The sequence below is a fragment of the Enterobacter ludwigii genome, assembly GCA_023023105.1.
In the GTDB taxonomy this organism is placed as follows: Bacteria; Pseudomonadota; Gammaproteobacteria; order Enterobacterales; family Enterobacteriaceae; genus Enterobacter; species Enterobacter adelaidei.
On the sequence record CP083824.1, the window covers coordinates 4075098 to 4092461 of the forward strand.

The window sequence follows — 17364 nt, forward strand, 5'->3', positions numbered from 1 at the left end:
TTCTCGTTAACTAATAGTTAAAAAACATGACGCAACACGTAAAATCCAGCATTTTACGCTTCCCTCCAGATGCGGTTTCCCTATACTCAACCAGGCAAACATTTACTTACATCTGGACATAAATGTGACTTAGAGCACATCCAGGATGGAACACAATCTCACTCAGGAATTATGTATGAGCACACAATCAACTGGGCTTTTTGCGCGCCTGGCGCAGGGGAGTCTTGTAAAACAAATTCTGACAGGACTGGTACTGGGTATTCTGCTGGCGATGGTGTCAAAGCCTGCAGCAGAAGCAACGGGATTACTTGGTACGCTTTTCGTTGGCGCACTGAAAGCCGTCGCGCCGGTACTGGTTCTTATGCTGGTTATGGCGTCGATTGCCAACCATCAGCACGGACAAAAAACCAACATTCGCCCTATTCTGTTCCTGTATCTTCTGGGTACCTTCTCTGCTGCATTAACAGCCGTTGTGTTTAGCTTCCTCTTCCCGTCCACGCTGCATCTGACCAGCGCCGCTGGCGATATCACACCGCCATCCGGGATTGTGGAAGTGCTGCGCGGTCTGCTGATGAGCATGGTATCCAACCCAATCACGGCGCTGATGAGCGGAAACTACATCGGCATCCTGGTCTGGGCGATTGGTCTGGGCTTTGCGCTGCGTCACGGTAACGACACCACCAAAAATCTGGTCAACGATATGTCCAACGCCGTGACCTTCATGGTGAAACTGGTGATTCGTTTTGCGCCAATCGGGATCTTCGGTCTGGTCTCCTCCACGCTCGCAACCACCGGCTTTGACGCGCTGTGGGGCTACGCGCAGCTGCTGGTCGTTCTGGTTGGCTGTATGCTGCTGGTGGCACTGGTGATCAACCCGCTGCTGGTGTTCTGGCAGATCCGCCGCAACCCGTATCCGCTGGTACTGACCTGTCTGCGTGAAAGCGGCGTCTACGCCTTCTTCACCCGTAGTTCGGCAGCGAACATCCCGGTGAACATGGCGCTGGCGGAGAAACTGAACCTGGATCGCGATACCTATTCCGTATCAATCCCACTGGGCGCCACCGTGAACATGGCGGGTGCGGCCATCACCATCACCGTCCTGACGCTGGCGGCGGTGAATACGCTGGGTATTCCGGTGGATCTGCCAACCGCACTGCTGTTGAGCGTGGTGGCGTCGCTGTGTGCCTGTGGCGCATCCGGCGTGGCGGGCGGTTCACTGCTGTTGATCCCGCTGGCCTGTAATATGTTCGGTATCCCGAATGAGATTGCCATGCAGGTTGTGGCCGTCGGCTTTATTATCGGCGTGCTGCAGGACTCCTGCGAAACCGCGCTGAACTCCTCTACCGACGTGCTGTTCACCGCAGCGGCCTGTCAGGCGGAAGACGCGCGTTTAGCGAAGAACGCCCTGCGAGGTTAACAGCAAAACGGCAACCCTGAGGTTGCCGTTTTTAGTGTTTGTACCCTCTCCCCGTGGGAGAGGGCCAGGGTGAGGGCACCAGCCCGCACTCTACTTACAGCGTCACACCACTCTTAAAGATCGCCAGCTCGCGGAAATCATTCTTCTCGTTGCAGGTCTGCTTGCCGTTGGCAAATTCTACGATTGTATCCACAAACTCCGTCAGCAATGACGACATCGCTTTGCCGTGAATGAGCTGACCGGCATCAAAGTCGATCCAGTGCTTTTTCTTTGCTGCCAGCTCGCTGTTGGTGGCGATTTTCACTGTTGGCACAAAACCACCGTATGGCGTACCTCGGCCCGTACTGAACAGCACCATATGACAGCCAGCCCCGGCCAGCGCACTGGTTGCCACGGCATCGTTACCCGGTGCACTCAGCAGGTTTAGGCCGTGCGTTTTCAGCCGCTCACCGTAACGCAGAACGTCCACCACCTGGCTGGCCCCCGCTTTCTGGGTGCAGCCGAGAGATTTTTCTTCCAGCGTGGTGATACCACCCGCTTTGTTACCCGGCGACGGGTTCTCATAAATCGGCTGGTTGTGGGCGATGAAGTACTGTTTAAAGTCATTCACCATGGTGACGGTTTTTTCAAACGTCTCTTCGTCACGGCAGTGGCTCATCAAAATACGTTCCGCACCGAACATTTCCGGCACTTCTGTCAGTACCGTCGTGCCGCCGTTGGCGATCACGTAATCCGAGAAGCGGCCCAGCATCGGATTAGCGGTGATACCAGACAGGCCATCAGACCCGCCGCACTCCAGACCAAACTTCAGCTCGCTCAACTTGCCCGGCTCGCGTTTGTCGTGGCGCATCACCTCATACAGCTGGTGGAGTTGCTCAATACCCGCTTCCACTTCGTCATCCTGGTGCTGGCATACCATAAAATGTACGCGCTCAGGGTCAAACACGCCCAGCGTCTCACGGAAGGCATCGACCTGATTGTTTTCGCACCCCAGACCGATCACCAGCACCGCACCGGCATTCGGATGGCGCACCATATTTTGCAGCATGGTGCGCGTGTTGATATGGTCGTCGCCGAGCTGTGAGCAGCCGTAAGTATGGCTGAATAGATGTACGCCATCGGTGCCTTCAGCATTATTGGTCTCTTTCAGAAAGCGGGTCTGAATTTGACGTGCAATCCCATTCACGCAACCGACGGTAGGGAGGATCCACAGCTCATTGCGGATCCCCACTTCACCACTGGTGCGACGGTAGATCTGCACTTCACGATCCGCCGCCTGACTCTCTTTCGCGGGTAAATCAGGTTGATAGCTGTACTCGTCCAGATCGCTCAGATTAGTACGGGTATTGTGAGAATGAATGTATTCACCCGGCACAATATCCGCGAGCGCATGACCAATCGGCAAACCATACTTCACCACGTTCTCCCCTTTAGCGATGGGGGTCAGGGCAAATTTATGTCCGCGTCCAATGGCCTGGCGTAACGTGACCGACTGATTATCAAAAGTGACTTTCGTCCCCTCGGTCAGATCTGCCAGCGCTACGGCAACGTTATCCAGCGAATGGATTTTGATGTATTGCATATCAACCTCAAACAGCCTTAGTTCAGTTCAATGGCGAAGTAGTCACGCGCATTGTTAAAGCAGATGTTTCTCACCATTTCACCCAGCAACTGGATATCTGCCGGCGCTTCGCCTGCGTGAACCCAGCGACCAATCATCTGGCACAGAATGCGGCGGAAATATTCATGACGGGTATAGGAGAGGAAGCTGCGGCTGTCGGTCAGCATGCCAACAAAGCGGCTTAACAGGCCAAGCTGCGCCAGCTGCGTCATCTGACGCTCCATGCCGTCTTTCTGGTCGTTGAACCACCAGCCGGAGCCGAACTGCATCTTGCCCGGCATCCCTTCCCCCTGGAAGTTGCCGACCATGGTGCCCAACACTTCGTTATCGCGCGGGTTCAGGCAGTAGAGAATGGTTTTTGGCAGCAGGTTTTGTTCGTTCTGCTTGCTCAGCAACTTAGACAGCTCTTCTGCCAGCGGACGATCGTTGATGGAGTCGAAGCCCACATCCGCGCCCAGCAGCTTGAACTGGCGCTGGTTATTATTACGCAGTGCACCAATGTGGTACTGCTGTACCCAGCCGCGACGGGCATATTCTGCGCCGAGGAATACCAGTACCGCCGTTTTGAACTGAGCAACCTGGTGTTCGTTCAGGGATTCACCGGACAAGCGACGTGCCAGGATGCTATCCAGCTCGGCTTCGTTTGATTCTGCAAACAGCACGACGTCCAGCGCGTGGTCAGAGACTTTACAGCCGTGCGCGGCAAAGTGGTCCAGACGTTTGGTCAGCGCGGTTTGCAGGTCTGCGAAACGACGAATGTCGGTATCAGAGACTTCCGCCAGCTTCGCCATGTAGTCGTTGAAGGTAGCCTGCTCGATGTTGAAGGCTTTATCCGGACGCCAGCTTGGCAGCACTTTGATATCAAACGCGGTGTCTTTGGCGATCGCGGCGTGGTGCTCCAGAGAGTCAATCGGATCGTCGGTCGTACCCACCATCTTCACATTCATCTGCTTCATGATACCGCGCGCAGAAAATTGCTCCTGCGCCAGCAGCGTGTTGCACTGATTCCAGATTTCATCCGCCGTTGTCGGGGAAAGCAGCTTACCCGTAATGCCAAATGGACGACGCAGTTCAAGGTGCGTCCAGTGATATAGCGGGTTGCCGATGGTATGCGGAACCGTCGCTGCCCATGCGTCAAACTTCTCACGGTCAGTCGCATCGCCAGTACACAGACGTTCAGCCACACCATTGGTACGCATCGCGCGCCATTTGTAGTGGTCACCTTTCAGCCAGATGTCATACAGATTTTTGAAACGGTAATTTTCGGCAACCTGCTGCGGGGGCAAATGGCAGTGGTAGTCGAAAATTGGCTGGTCTTTGGCGTAGTCGTGGTACAGGCGGCGGGCAAATTCAGTATCTAACAGAAAATCTTCGGTCATAAACGGCGTCATTATCGTCTTCCTCGTAACGGGAGCGTCAGAAAGCGTATGTTCATATGCTGCAAAGTTATCACACCAATTTCCATCAACCGAAGCTTTTTTCGTGAGTGAGATCAATAAACGTCAACAAATAAATTACCCCAAATGAAGTAAACCCCTCTCCAGGCCGCACCATAACTGGCTTTGCGCGCAACGGATAATGTCCCTACAAAGAATCATACATTTGTGATGTCACTCACCTTTTGAAGTTGTATGACAAGTTATCTTTTTCGCCGTCGCAAACACTCAGCCGACGGAATGCATTACCGATGTGAGGGGCATCGGGTTTAACGGTACGGATACCGACTTATGCACGCTTACTTATGGCAAGGTTCGGGCCGTTCCGGGACATTCTCCCGGTTACGCCCCTCCCGTTACACAACTGCTCCCGGAAACGGTTGAGACGTTGCCGTGCTCTGGCGCGGAAATAACATAAAGATGAGGTTTTAGATGCGTAAAATTAAAGGGTTACGTTGGTATATGATCGCACTGGTGACGTTAGGCACCGTGCTGGGCTACCTGACGCGTAACACCGTGGCAGCTGCAGCGCCAACGTTGATGGAAGAGCTGCATATCTCCACGCAGCAATACTCCTACATCATTGCCGCCTATTCCGCGGCTTATACCATCATGCAGCCTGTTGCTGGCTATGTGCTGGATATTCTCGGTACCAAAATCGGTTATGCCTTCTTCGCTATCGCCTGGGCGGTGTTCTGCGGTGCAACCGCGCTAGCTGGCAGTTGGGGCGGTTTGGCAGTAGCGCGTGGTGCGGTCGGTGCGGCAGAAGCCGCGATGATCCCCGCTGGGCTGAAAGCCAGCTCCGAGTGGTTCCCGGCGAAAGAGCGTTCCATTGCAGTCGGTTACTTCAACGTGGGCTCGTCCATCGGTGCGATGATTGCGCCACCGCTGGTGGTGTGGGCTATCGTGATGCACAGCTGGCAAATGGCGTTCATCATTTCTGGCGTGCTGAGTTTTGCCTGGGCAATGGCGTGGCTGGTTTTCTATAAGCATCCGCGCGATCAGAAAAAACTGTCTGAAGAAGAGCGTGACTACATTATTGGTGGTCAGGAAGCGCAGCATCAGACCAACAACGGCAAAAAAATGTCTGTCTGGCAGATCCTGGGCACCCGTCAGTTCTGGGGTATCGCCCTGCCGCGTTTCCTGGCTGAACCGGCCTGGGGGACCTTTAACGCGTGGATCCCGCTGTTCATGTTCAAAGTCTACGGCTTTAACCTGAAAGAGATCGCGATGTTCGCCTGGATGCCGATGCTGTTTGCTGACCTGGGCTGTATCGTGGGGGGTTACCTGCCACCGCTGTTCCAGCGCTGGTTTGGCGTGAACCTGATTGTTTCCCGTAAAATGGTCGTGACCATGGGTGCGCTGCTGATGATTGGCCCGGGCATGATCGGTCTGTTCACCAGCCCATATGTGGCTATCGCCCTGCTGTGCATTGGTGGTTTTGCTCACCAGTCACTGTCCGGTGCGCTGATTACGCTTTCCTCTGACGTCTTCGGTCGTAACGAAGTCGCTACAGCAAACGGCCTGACCGGTATGGCAGCCTGGACCGCAAGTACGATGTTCGCACTGGTGGTGGGTGCGCTGGCAGATACCATCGGCTTCAGCCCGCTGTTCGCCGTACTGGCTATTTTCGACCTGATGGGTGCGGTGGTTATCTGGACGGTGCTGAAAAGTAAGTCAGCCGAGGAGCTGGCGAAAGAGTCCCTTGGGAATCCGGCAACACAAAGTTAGTAAAAAATCTCACATCAAAGAAGCCGCCTTCGGGCGGCTTTTTTCATGGCGAAATCTGGAGACTGGCACGTAAAAGTGGTATAACAAATCATCCGCCGTACCCTGCCTGGAGCGCATATGGAAATCACCGAACCACGTCGTTTATATCAGCAACTTGCTGCCGAGCTGAAAGATCGTATCGAGCAAGGTGTCTATCTTGTCGGTGATAAACTCCCCGCCGAGCGCTTCATTGCTGATGAAAAAAGCGTGAGCCGTACCGTTGTCCGCGAAGCGATTATCATGCTGGAAGTGGAAGGCTACGTTGAGGTACGCAAAGGCTCCGGCATTCACGTGATTTCTAATCAGCCGAAACACTCTCCGGTCGCAGACGAAAGTCTGGAGTTCGCCAGCTATGGTCCGTTTGAGCTGCTCCAGGCTCGCCAGCTGATCGAAAGCAATATTGCGGAATTTGCCGCGACGCAGGTGACCAAGCAGGACATCATGAAGTTGATGGAAATCCAGGAGAATGCCCGTAAGGAAAAATGTTTCCGGGATTCAGAGTGGGATCTGCAGTTCCACGTTCAGGTTGCCCTGGCAACTCAAAATACGGCGCTGGCGGCAATCGTTGAGAAAATGTGGACTCAGCGCGTTCACAACCCGTACTGGAAGAAACTTCACGACCATATTGATTCCCGCACTGTCGACAACTGGTGTGACGATCACGATCAAATCCTTAAGGCGCTGATTCGTAAAGACCCGCATGCCGCAAAACTGGCGATGTGGCAGCACCTGGAAAACACGAAGCTGATGCTGTTCAATGAAACCAGCGACGACTTTGAATTTAACGCTGACCGCTATCTTTTTGCCGATAATCCCGTCGTTCATCTCGATACTGCATCCAGTGGCGCAAAATAGATCGCCTTTTCGCTGGCAGGCGCTTCGTTGCGCCTTCCGGCTTCAGTGGGTAAGCAAAACATATATAGTGTCAGCCTTTGTAAATCCCCTCGCTCACTTCCTGGGCTTGCGCCAAAATCATCCCACCCCGCAAATTCTGTGACGCAGACCGTTGGGCTTTGTTACAATTGGATTCAATTCCTTATTTTGTAAGTTAGTGCTTGCTAACCAGCCAATTAACAGGGAACAGTGTTGGCCACACCGCAATGTGTCCGCGAGCGACCATAATGAAATCACAACAATGTCGCCGTGCTGTTTATCCCGGATAACAGGCGTGACGTTAACCGATTTCCAGGAACACTGAATGGAACTTTTGACCCAACTACTGCATGCCCTCTGGGCACAGGATTTTGAAACGCTGGCCAACCCTTCCATGATTGGCATGCTCTATTTTGTCTTGTTTATGATCCTGTTCCTTGAGAACGGTTTGCTGCCTGCCGCCTTTTTACCTGGTGACAGCTTGCTGGTGCTTGTCGGCGTGCTGTGCGCCAAAGGGGCAATGGCGTTTCCACAAACTATTTTACTCCTGACCGTCGCCGCAAGCCTCGGCTGCTGGGTGAGTTACATCCAGGGACGATGGCTGGGCAATACCAGGCTCGTGCAGAACTGGCTCTCTCATCTTCCTGCCCATTATCACCAGCGAGCGCACCACCTTTTCCATAAGCACGGGCTCTCCGCGCTGCTGATTGGCCGCTTTATCGCCTTTGTACGCACTCTGTTGCCAACCATTGCAGGTCTTTCCGGATTGAGCAGCACACGCTTCCAGTTCTTTAACTGGATGAGCGGTCTGCTATGGGTTCTGATCCTGACAACGCTGGGTTATGCTCTGGGTAAAACCCCCGTCTTCATGAAGTATGAAGATCAACTGATGTCGTGCCTGATGCTGCTGCCCGTTGTTCTGCTGGTCTTCGGTCTGATCGGTTCACTGGTTGTCCTGTGGAAGAAAAAATACGGAGCCAGGAGCTAACAATGGTTATCTCCGCGCTCTCCCTGCGTCGTTGTGCATACGCCCTGATCGCCCTGGTGCTTATTAGTGCCATGCTTCTGGTCTGGAGCGCGCTTTCGCATCAGGAGTCTACGCTGGCCATTCGTCCGGTCAATCAGGGTGCCAGTGTGCCAGACGGTTTTTCCGTCTGGCATCATCTGGATGCGAACGGGATCCGCTTCAAGAGCATCACACCGAAGGATGATGTTTTACTGATCACGTTTGATTCTCGTGCGCAAAGTGCCGCCGCAAAAGTGGTTCTCGACCGAACGCTGCCGCAAGGATATATCATTGCCCAGCAGGAAGATGACAGCCAGCATACAGCCTGGTTATCATTGATTCGTGATACGTCGCATCGGCTTGGATAATTTCCAGGATTCCGAATCTTTTCACTCACTTTGGTGAATCCCCCGTTTACTTACTATGCTTAAGTACGCGGAGCACCCCTCAAATGTACTCCGCATAACTTTGGATAGCGGCTTACGCCGCAACACAATGGAAGGTTTCGATAATGAAATTCCGCATGACTCTGGCTCTGGCCCTTTTTTCTTTAAGCACAGCATCCTTCGCAAACGCTCTCTGCCAGGAGAAAGAACAGGATATTCAGCGTGAGATCGGTTATGCCGAAAAGCATAACAATCACCATCGTGTTGAGGGTCTTAAAAAAGCGCTGAGCGAAGTGAAAGCGAACTGTTCAGACAGCAAGCTACGTGCCGATCACCAGAAAAAAATCGCTGAACAGAAGGACGAGATAGCCGAGCGCCGTCGCGACCTGCAGGAAGCGAAAGAGAAAGGGGATGCGGAAAAAATTGCTAAGCGCGAGAAGAAGTTGAAAGAAGCGCAGGATGACCTGAAAGCGCTGGAAGCTCGCGATTATTGAGTTAACGGAAATCTCAACAGGAGAAAATCATGTCAAAAGATACGACGTCTGAAAATCTGCGCGCTGAACTGAAATCCCTGGCCGACACTCTGGAAGAGGTGCTGAACTCCTCCGCCGATAAATCCAAGGAAGAAGTGAGCAAACTGCGTAGCAAAGCGGAACAAGCGCTGAAAGAGAGCCGCCATCGTCTGGGTGAAACGGGTGACGCGCTGGCGAAACAAACTCGCGAAGCCGCTGCTCGTGCTGATGAATATGTTCGGGATAATCCCTGGACGGGCGTAGGTATTGGTGCCGCGGTAGGTGTGGTGCTGGGTGTCCTGCTCACGCGTCGTTGATTATGGAAGATCCTCGTCACGCACAAGGGCCTGCTAAAAACGTCCTCGGCATCGGCCAGCGTATTTTAACTACGCTGGTCGGCATTGCCGAAACCCGCATCCGACTGGCCGTCGTTGAGCTGGAAGAGGAGAAAGCAAACCTCTTCCAGATGCTGCTGATGCTCGGACTGACCATGCTCTTCGCCGCGTTCGGCCTGATGAGCCTGATGGTACTCATCATCTGGGCCATTGACCCGCAGTATCGTCTTAACGCGATGATTGCCACCACCGTTGTCCTGCTGCTGGCAGCGTTGATTGGCGGGGTATGGACACTGCGTAAAGCACGCAAATCCACTTTCCTGCGTCATACGCGCCAGGAGCTGGCTAACGATCGCGCCCTGCTGGAGGATGACAAGCCGTGAGCGACAAAGCCGAACGCCAGAAACGTAAAGCATTTCTGTTAAGCCAGATCCAGCAGCAGAGGCTGGATCTGTCAGCCAGCCGCCGCGACTGGATCGAGGCAACGCGTCCGCTCGATCGTGGCTGGAATACCTTCCTGAACGTTCGTTCCTGGGCGCTGGTCGGCACCAGCATTATGGCTATCTGGGGCGTTCGTCACCCAAGTAAGCTCATTCGCTGGACACGTCGGGGCTTTGGAGTCTGGAGCGCCTGGCGTCTGGTGAAAGCAACGCTACGCCAGCAGCAGCTGCGGTAGCCTTCTCGCCGGGTGGCGGCTACGCTTTACCCGGCTTACCCGGCAAAATTTCGCCCCCTCCCCCTTACTCAATATCTTTGAAAAAGATTGACAGTTTTCCTTGCTAACAATTCCTACCCGCCCCGTTTATTATCCTCTCCATCGACAGCAACGCCGCGGTATCTACGCGGAATTGCAGACAAATAATGTTCAGCCGCTCATGTGGTTTCCTGGAGAATAAAATGAAAAAATTAGAAGATGTTGGTGTACTGGTCGCGCGTATTCTGATGCCAATTCTGTTCATCGTGGCAGGTTGGGGCAAAATCACCGGTTATGCGGGTACCCAGCAGTATATGGAAGCCATGGGCGTGCCGGGGTTCCTGCTGCCACTGACCATTTTGCTTGAGTTCGGCGGCGGTCTGGCAGTGCTGTTCGGCTTCCTGACCCGTACCACCGCGTTGTTTACCGCAGGCTTTACCGTGCTGACAGCGTTTATCTTCCACAGCAACTTTGCGGAAGGCGTGAACTCTCTGATGTTCATGAAAAACCTGACCATCGCGGGTGGCTTCCTGCTGCTGGCCGTCACTGGTCCGGGCGCATACAGCATCGACCGCGTTCTGAACAAGAAATGGTAAGCACACGCTATACTGAATGAACACAAAGCGAGGAGATATCTCCTCGCTTTTGCTATCTGACGGAGGAGAAAAAAATGGGACAACTCGTAGACGGCATCTGGCAGGATGTCTGGTATGACACCAAATCTACCGGAGGCCGCTTCAAGCGCTCAGTTTCCGCCTTCCGTAACTGGCTGACTGCCGATGGTGCCCCAGGCCCGAGCGGCGAAGGCGGTTTTGCGGCCGAGAAAGATCGTTACCATCTTTATGTTTCACTCGCCTGTCCGTGGGCGCACCGCACGCTGATTGTGCGCAAGCTTAAAGGCCTTGAGTCTTTAATTCCCGTTTCGGTGGTGAACCCGCTGATGCTGGAAAATGGCTGGACGTTTGACGCCGATTTCCCTGCAGCAACGGGGGACGATCTCTATCACCACGATTTCCTGTACCAACTGTATCTGCGTGCCGATCCGCACTACACCGGGCGCGTTACCGTTCCGGTATTGTGGGACAAGAAAAACCAGACAATCGTCAGCAATGAGTCTGCGGAGATTATCCGCATGTTCAACACCGCGTTTGATGCCCATGGCGCTCGCGCCGGAGATTATTACCCGGTAGAACTGCGTGAGAAAATTGATGAGCTGAACAGCTGGATTTACGACAACGTCAATAACGGTGTCTACAAGGCCGGTTTTGCCACCAGCCAGGAAGCGTATGACGAAGCGGTCGGGAAAGTGTTTGAATCGCTGGCACGTCTGGAACAACTGCTCGGTCAGCATCGCTACCTGACAGGCAACCAGCTGACGGAAACGGATATTCGTCTGTGGACTACCCTCGTGCGCTTTGATCCGGTGTATGTCACCCACTTTAAATGCGATAAGCACCGCATCAGCGACTACCTGAACCTGTATGGCTTCCTGCGTGACATTTACCAGACACCGGGTATTGCCGAAACGGTCGATTTTGACCATATTCGCACCCACTACTACCGCAGCCATAAGACCATCAACCCAACGGGCATTATCTCCATTGGCCCGTGGCAGGATCTGAATGAACCGCACGGTCGTGACGTTCGTTTCAGCTAAATATTAAGGGCATCAATTGATGCCCTTTTTTAATTCACAATCTCCATCTATCCTTATCTCGATCGCTTAGAAAACAAGTGATTGACCGATTACAGAGGCAGGGAAAAATGGACTGGTATTTAAAAGTACTGCGTAACTACATTGGATTTGGTGGCCGTGCGCGCCGTAAAGAGTACTGGATGTTCGTTCTGGTGAACTTCATCCTCATCCTGGTACTGGGGATTGTGGATAAAATTCTGGGTTGGGAGCGGGCAAGCGGGGAAGGTGTTCTCACCTCCATTTACGGCATATTTATTCTGTTGCCCTCCTGGGCCGTACAGTTCCGCCGACTACACGATACCGATCGTTCAGCGTGGTGGTTACTGCTGCTGTTGATCCCGGTTGTGGGCTGGATTGTCATTTTGATCTTCAACTGTCAGAGCGGCACGCCAGGCGAAAACCGCTTTGGTGCCGACCCTAAACTCAATGCCTGATTCAATGCCCGGTGGCGCTTGCGCTTACCGGGCCTACAGATCTATTTATTATAATGAGCGAAAAGCTTCGGGATTTCGCGTAAACACCATGATTTGGCTTCGCCCATGCTATCGCGACGCCACGCCATAATGATATCCACCTCGTGGCTATATTCCGGGCTGACAACGCGCAGCCGACCTTCTGCAATGTCTTTTTCGACAAACGGGTACGGCATGGTCGCCACGCCCAGGCCAGCCAGCAGCGCCTGCCGTTTATCTTCCAGTGAAGTCACCGTCAAACGAGGTTGTTTATCCAGCAGTTGCACCGTTAGCACCGGACGTTCACGTGCGGTATCCGCTACCGCCACGCCGCGATACTTCACGCGCGTCACTTCAGAGAGCGGCTCAGGCTCCTGATGGATCGGGTGATTGGGTGCAGCGACATAGACGTTCATCACGCTGTAGAGCTTGCGGGAGTTGATTTCCGACGAGGAACGGAAGTGCATGTCCGGGGCAATAACGATATCCGCCCTGCCCGTCTCCAGACGCTCCCAAGCACCTGCCAGTACCTCAGTAATGATCGACAGCTGGGTATTCGCCTTATCTGCGAGGCGGTCCACCAGCGGAAACAGTGCTTCAGTGGGGACCAGTGCTTCAGTGACCAGCGTCAGATGGGTTTCCCAGCCTCGTGCCAGTGCTTCGGCATCCGTCGTCAGCTTGTCCGCCGCTTCCAGCAGGACACGACCGCGCTCCAGCAGCATCCGCCCAACGTTGGTGAATTTTGTTCGATGACCGGAGCGGTCAAACAGCACCACGTCCAGCTCTTCCTCCAGCTTCTGCATGGTGTAGCTTAGCGCAGACGGAACGCGACCCAGTTCATCTGCCGCCGCCGCAAAACTGCCACGTCGGTCAATCGCGTCCATGACGCGAAGCGCCTCAAGCGTCAATGCTCTCTCTTTAGCCATCTCGTTCTCATTCAGGAAATTTGAACATACCCGGCAGAATATCTGGCTAACAATGAAGCGTCCATACCTTTACCATTGTTTTAGTGTAAAGAGAGGTCAAGTTTATGATTACGACAAGAACAGCTAAACAGTGCGGACAAGCCGATTTCGGTTGGCTGCAGGCCCGCTACACCTTTTCCTTTGGACACTACTTTGACCCGAAACTCCTCGGTTACGCTTCATTGCGCGTGTTAAATCAGGAAGTGCTCGCCCCGGGCGCCTCCTTCCAGCCGCGTACGTATCCGAAAGTCGATATCCTGAACCTGATCCTGGAAGGCGAGGCAGAATACCGCGATAGCGAGGGCAATCATGTCCAGGCAAAGGCTGGCGAAGCGTTGTTGATTTCCACGCAGCCAGGCATCAGCTACAGCGAGCATAACCTCAGCAAAGAGAAGACGCTGACCCGTATGCAACTCTGGCTCGATGCCTGTCCGGAGCGGGAAAATCCACCGGTACAGAAGGTTGACCTGACGGGCGATAAGCAGCAGCTGATTGCCTCCCCGGACGGTAGTAAAGGCAGCCTGCAACTGCGTCAGCAGGTATGGCTGCATCACATTGAACTGAAGAAAGGCGAACAGGCAAGCTTCCAGCTGCATGGCCCGCGCGCCTATCTGCAGTCAATTCACGGCACGGTGCATGCGGTGACGCACACGGAAGAGAAAGAAGCGCTCACCTGTGGTGACGGGGCGTTTATTCGTGATGAAGCGAATATCACGCTGGTTGCTGATACACCACTGCGCGCGCTGTTGATTGATTTGCCAGTGTAATATATTCCCCCTCTGAAGAGAGGGGGGAAAATTCACGACACTTTGCTCGCCATAATCTCAATAATTTGCTGATCCGTTGCCTGCATTGAGCGGCACGCCAGCGCGCACAAGTTCACTATTGACTGCTCTACATCGTGCGCCACGATCCCTTCATTTCCCGTCACAGCAGAATCATCCAGCGCCATCATCACCGCTTTCCAGCTACTTGCCACGCTGGTAGAAACCTTCATGGCGCAGCTGTTAGACGCCCCATCGCAGATCATCCCGCTGACGTCACCGATCATACTGCCAATCGCCATTGAGATAGTCTGGTAGCTTCCGCCCAACAGCCAGGCCATTCCTGCCGCAGCCCCCATCGCTGCCGTGGTAGCCGCACACAGTGCCGACAAACGTGGAAGCTGGGAATGAATGTAGATTGCCGAAAGATGTGACAACATCAGGGCTCGTGCGAGTCGTTCGTCATCAGCCTGAACGTGTTCAGCGACGACCACTACCGGCAGGGTAGCAGTGATCCCCTGATTCCCGGATCCTGAATTGCTCATCGCAGGTAGCGTCGCACCGCCCATCCTGGCGTCGGATGCCGCGCTGGTGCGGATAACAATGTCCGACCCCAGATCCTGCGCCATCCACCCACGCGAGCGCTGTTTATTGAGTGTTGCGCCAATGTGCAGCCCCCACTTCCCGCTGAGCCCTTCACGGGAGAGGGCATCATTCAACTTTCCGGCCTCCAGGATAAAACGGATAGCCTCAAACGGAACGTGTTCTACAAACTCAAGGATCTGCGACAGCGTAGTGTTTGACAGCACCGCCAGCGGATCGTCACTCACTTCGCCTTGCCGATCGTCAAGCGCAAAGCGCGTTGTCCCCTGGCAAACCACCTCCACTACTCGCGTATGTCCACCAGCGATAGTCACCATTGCCGAGGAATTCCCGGCGTAAACGCAGGCTCTGGAGTAAAGAATTTCATCGCACGGCGCCTGCAGTTTCACCTGCACCTGACCTGCATCCAGCAGAGCTTTAGCACGTGACAGCGCATCGGCAGTGACATCTTTCAACACCTCCAGCCCGGCCTGCGCGTTGCCGCCAATGGCCCCCAGCGCCGCCGCAATGGGTAACCCGACCATGCCGGTGCCCGGCACCGTCACGCCAAGCCCGTTTTTCATCAGATTCGGTGATACCCACGCCTCAATCTGCGTGACGTCACCCGGCAGATACGCCGCAGCAATCGCGCAGGCCAGCGCCAGAGACACCGGTTCGGTACACCCAAGTGCAGGTTTAACTTCTTCCTGCACCGTGCGAATAAATTGCTTCCATAAAGTTTGAGTTTGCTCAGACATCGTTACGACCTTATTTACCCTCAGGAGAATGCGAGGAAAGGAGAAACACAAAGCAGCAACCCGGTGATGACAATGATCACCAGCGATACGCCTTTATATTTGTGCAGCGCCGGGACTTTGTAGACCAGCCATGCAGGGATTAGGCAGCCCACCATGCCGAAGATGGGGCTACAAATAGAGGTGAAACTCAGCACCGGCGCGTTTAATACAATTGCGCTCCAGGCCAGCAGGATAGCGAACAGCATAATGCCGCGCTGAACGTGGTTTTCATTGATTTTTTCTGCCGGTATTTTGCGGCGCAGGATGTTCATCACGATACCCTGCGTAGCCTCGCGAAAGCCGAGATAGACCCCGAAGAATGCGGTCATTACGGCAAAGATATTCAGGATCACGCTGACAATCTTGACCCAGCCTGCACCATCACCACTGATAAACTGCGCCGCGATCGCCAGGGCAGAAATATTCTGTTCGTAAGCTTTTACCGCCTCATCGTGGCCCATTGCCAGCGTGAAGGAGACAGCATAGAAAAAGACCGTCACAAACAGCACGCCAAAAGCAATATTCATTGCCCGTAATGCTTTGTGCCGCGCCACTTCAACCGATTTTTCCCGTTAACGATAGGAGATGACCATCGGACTTAAGGTCTGAATAAAGAGAATCGACGTTAATGTAAAAGGCAGCGTAATAATGGCGTTTTTAATCAGCAGGCCCATTGGAGGCAGCATGCCGACATTGGCTAAATGCCAAAGACCCATCATTGACAGCCCCAGCGCGGCAACCACGAATAATTTGGTCAGCACCATCAGGCTGGATACTTTAAACAGCAGTTGTTCACCGCGCGACGAAATGGCAACCAGAATGCAGATCAGGAATAAACCATAGAACGGGTTTTCCGAAAGCAGAGTGTCTGTGACACCAAAGGTATGTAAATACGAGGCGCTGTCGTTGGTGATGGCCGTGGAATAGACAAACATCCAGATCACCAGCATCACGAAATAGAGCGCGCCTAATAAGATGCCCCAATTTTTACCTAAATAACCGCTAATGACGCTCGGGTAATCTTTGCATTCCGGGGATTCGGCCAGCGTATTAATAAACAGACGCTGGAACAGATACATGGCCGGATAACCAATAATCGAGGAAAGTAAAAAGACCCACAGCCCCATTAATCCTACCTGTACCGGGAGAAAAACAATCCCCGCTCCGATAGCCATCCCGATACTCATGATGACCCAACCTGTGTCGGTGCTGTCGAATTTAATCGCCTCTTGCCATTCGCTTTCACGCATTCCCGCCCGTCTTGCCGCCGGGGAATCATTCACAATCACACTGCTGTTTGTTGCCGTATCCATTGGGCACTCGCTTATTTTGTAGGGTAAACAGTTGTTTTTATAGGATTCCGATCGCCAGCGATTGCGATTCAGACAGCTGCAGGTGTGTGTTATTGGTGTGGAAAGATCATATCTGGAGAGAGGGAGAAAAAAGTCACAAGTTTTATGAGGATTTACTGAGTCGAAAGGAAAATTTACTCCTCAATTACGAGAAAGGTCATTAATTTTCTAAAAGTGATGGTGATCAAGAAATAAAAACCCGCGCCAGGCGCGGGTACGAAATCAGTTTGCCAGCGCATTCGCCATATCGGTTCTAATCTGCTTACGCTGTTCCGGCGTCAGAACCTGGCTGACATCGAAGTAATATTTCACGCGGTAGTAACGGGTCTGCTCTTCAATTTTGCTGAAGGCAGCAAGCTGACTTTTCACCGTGTTTTCATCCCATTTTCCTGCCTGGAACATATCAATTAGCGCCCGATCCTTTACGCCGGTCATTGGGATCTTGCTGACATTTTGTTCCAGCTGATTATGCAGACCTTCAATCTTCTTAACCTGCTCATTGCTGAGCTTAAGGTGTTGTACCAGTGGATCCTGTGACGGTGACGGAGCGGCTTCCACGTTAGCGGCCTGCGCCGTAAAACTGCATGCTGCCAGCGATACTGCAACCAAAGCAATACGGGTCATTTTCATCATCTTACTGTCCTTACATTCTGTTATAGGGAAAAGCAGGAGCATTGTTTTTCAAGAGCGGATGAATATGTGTGAA

General features: G+C 53.4%; 18 protein-coding genes and 1 pseudogene. 13 read left to right on the top strand and 6 right to left on the bottom strand.

Annotated elements, in window-relative coordinates; genetic code table 11:
- Positions 1–175: 175 nt before the first annotated feature.
- Entirely contained in the window at positions 176–1417 is a 1242-nt protein-coding gene (gene sstT / locus LCD46_19690) for a serine/threonine transporter SstT (GenBank protein UOY70233.1), read from the top strand.
- A gap of 94 nt (positions 1418–1511) precedes the next feature.
- Here sstT and LCD46_19695 read toward each other — a convergent pair whose 3' ends face one another.
- Together LCD46_19695 and uxaC are read right to left on the bottom strand one after the other, a co-directional pair.
- The gene (locus tag LCD46_19695) at positions 1512–2999 is read right to left on the bottom strand and encodes an altronate dehydratase family protein (protein UOY70234.1); all 1488 of its coding nucleotides are present in this window, start codon (positions 2997–2999) and stop codon (positions 1512–1514) included.
- 17 nt (positions 3000–3016) lie between these two features.
- Positions 3017–4429, bottom strand: coding sequence for a glucuronate isomerase (uxaC, locus tag LCD46_19700; GenBank protein UOY70235.1), 1413 nt, complete (start codon positions 4427–4429; stop codon positions 3017–3019).
- Between the two features lie 477 nt (positions 4430–4906).
- Here uxaC and LCD46_19705 point away from each other — a divergent pair, with 477 nt between their 5' ends.
- The 11 genes from LCD46_19705 to LCD46_19755 all read left to right on the top strand — a co-directional run bounded on the left by LCD46_19705 (position 4907) and on the right by LCD46_19755 (position 12180).
- Positions 4907–6205 (top strand): MFS transporter, encoded by a 1299-nt coding sequence (locus LCD46_19705; GenBank protein ID UOY70236.1) that lies wholly within the window; start codon positions 4907–4909, stop codon positions 6203–6205.
- A 117-nt stretch (positions 6206–6322) separates the two neighbouring features.
- The gene (exuR, locus tag LCD46_19710; GenBank protein UOY70237.1) at positions 6323–7099 is read left to right on the top strand and encodes a transcriptional regulator ExuR; all 777 of its coding nucleotides are present in this window, start codon (positions 6323–6325) and stop codon (positions 7097–7099) included.
- A 343-nt stretch (positions 7100–7442) separates the two neighbouring features.
- Positions 7443–8105, top strand: coding sequence for a DedA family protein (locus LCD46_19715; protein UOY70238.1), 663 nt, complete (start codon positions 7443–7445; stop codon positions 8103–8105).
- Positions 8106–8107: 2 nt separating this feature from the next.
- Complete coding sequence (gene mzrA / locus LCD46_19720) at positions 8108–8491, top strand: EnvZ/OmpR regulon moderator MzrA (GenBank protein ID UOY70239.1); 384 nt, start codon at positions 8108–8110, stop codon at positions 8489–8491.
- A 143-nt stretch (positions 8492–8634) separates the two neighbouring features.
- Complete coding sequence (locus tag LCD46_19725) at positions 8635–9003, top strand: DUF1090 domain-containing protein (protein ID UOY70240.1); 369 nt, start codon at positions 8635–8637, stop codon at positions 9001–9003.
- Between the two features lie 29 nt (positions 9004–9032).
- Positions 9033–9338, top strand: a complete 306-nt coding sequence (locus LCD46_19730) for a YqjD family protein (GenBank protein ID UOY70241.1) — start codon at positions 9033–9035, stop codon at positions 9336–9338.
- A gap of 2 nt (positions 9339–9340) precedes the next feature.
- Positions 9341–9739: a phage holin family protein gene (locus tag LCD46_19735; GenBank protein UOY70242.1), complete on the top strand. Its 399-nt coding sequence runs from the start codon at positions 9341–9343 to the stop codon at positions 9737–9739.
- Positions 9736–10032 carry a YqjK-like family protein gene (locus LCD46_19740; GenBank protein ID UOY70243.1) on the top strand — a complete coding sequence of 99 codons (297 nt, stop codon included), beginning with the start codon at positions 9736–9738 and terminating at the stop codon, positions 10030–10032. The genes LCD46_19735 and LCD46_19740 overlap by 4 nt, the downstream gene beginning before the upstream one ends.
- A gap of 221 nt (positions 10033–10253) precedes the next feature.
- Complete coding sequence (locus tag LCD46_19745; protein ID UOY70244.1) at positions 10254–10646, top strand: DoxX family protein; 393 nt, start codon at positions 10254–10256, stop codon at positions 10644–10646.
- Between the two features lie 74 nt (positions 10647–10720).
- On the top strand, positions 10721–11707 hold the full coding sequence (locus LCD46_19750) for a glutathione S-transferase family protein (GenBank protein UOY70245.1): 987 nt from the start codon (positions 10721–10723) through the stop codon (positions 11705–11707).
- Positions 11708–11814: 107 nt separating this feature from the next.
- Positions 11815–12180, top strand: coding sequence for a DUF805 domain-containing protein (locus LCD46_19755; GenBank protein ID UOY70246.1), 366 nt, complete (start codon positions 11815–11817; stop codon positions 12178–12180).
- 41 nt (positions 12181–12221) lie between these two features.
- On the opposite strand, the gene LCD46_19760 is transcribed toward LCD46_19755, so the two are convergent.
- Positions 12222–13124 carry a LysR family transcriptional regulator gene (locus LCD46_19760; protein UOY70247.1) on the bottom strand — a complete coding sequence of 301 codons (903 nt, stop codon included), beginning with the start codon at positions 13122–13124 and terminating at the stop codon, positions 12222–12224.
- Between the two features lie 104 nt (positions 13125–13228).
- Between LCD46_19760 and LCD46_19765 the strand changes: the two genes are divergently transcribed.
- Complete coding sequence (locus LCD46_19765; protein ID UOY70248.1) at positions 13229–13930, top strand: pirin family protein; 702 nt, start codon at positions 13229–13231, stop codon at positions 13928–13930.
- A 32-nt stretch (positions 13931–13962) separates the two neighbouring features.
- Here LCD46_19765 and LCD46_19770 read toward each other — a convergent pair whose 3' ends face one another.
- The 3 genes and pseudogenes from LCD46_19770 to LCD46_19780 all read right to left on the bottom strand — a co-directional run bounded on the left by LCD46_19770 (position 13963) and on the right by LCD46_19780 (position 17291).
- On the bottom strand, positions 13963–15267 hold the full coding sequence (locus LCD46_19770) for a serine dehydratase subunit alpha family protein (GenBank protein ID UOY70249.1): 1305 nt from the start codon (positions 15265–15267) through the stop codon (positions 13963–13965).
- Positions 15268–15287: 20 nt separating this feature from the next.
- Positions 15288–16619: pseudogene (locus LCD46_19775) on the bottom strand (amino acid permease).
- A 261-nt stretch (positions 16620–16880) separates the two neighbouring features.
- Positions 16881–17291 (bottom strand): hypothetical protein, encoded by a 411-nt coding sequence (locus LCD46_19780; GenBank protein ID UOY70250.1) that lies wholly within the window; start codon positions 17289–17291, stop codon positions 16881–16883.
- Between the last annotated feature and the right edge of the window lie 73 nt (positions 17292–17364).